The organism is uncultured Mycobacterium sp. (assembly GCF_964249325.1).
Classification (GTDB): domain Bacteria; phylum Actinomycetota; class Actinomycetes; order Mycobacteriales; family Mycobacteriaceae; genus Mycobacterium.
Genome location: NZ_CAXUCH010000148.1, coordinates 10,337 through 10,774 on the forward strand (window position 1 = coordinate 10,337; position 438 = coordinate 10,774).

Annotated in this window: 1 pseudogene (running past one end of the window); it reads right to left on the minus strand. The window is 69.9% G+C overall.

The window, feature by feature from the left end:
- Nucleotides 1-438 (minus strand): annotated as a pseudogene (locus tag ACFE99_RS17070) (hypothetical protein) (its annotated part extends 599 nt beyond the left edge of the window); the annotation flags it as partial.

Genomic DNA, 438 nt, shown 5'->3' on the forward strand with positions numbered 1-438 from the left:
GCCAGTGCCACCGCCTTGGCTGCCATGACATGCGGCAGCGGCCCGCCCAGCACCATGGGGCAGCCCTTGTCGACGGCGTCGGCGTAGTCCCGCTGCGCCAGGATCAGCCCGCCGCGGGGTCCGCGCAGCGACTTGTGCGTGGTGGTGGTGGTGACGTGGGCGTGCGGCACCGGATCCTCGTCGCCGGTGAACACCTTGCCGGCCACCAGCCCAGCGAAGTGGGCCATGTCGACCATCAGGGTGGCGCCCACCTCGTCGGCGATCTCGCGCATGGTGGCGAAGTTAATCCGCCGCGGGTAAGCGGAGTAGCCGGCGACCAGGATCAGCGGCTTGAATTCCCGCGCGGCAGCGGCCACCGCGTCGTAGTCCAGCAGGCCGGATTCCGGGTCGGTGCCGTAGCTGCGCTGGTGAAACATCTTGCCGGAGATGTTCGGCCGG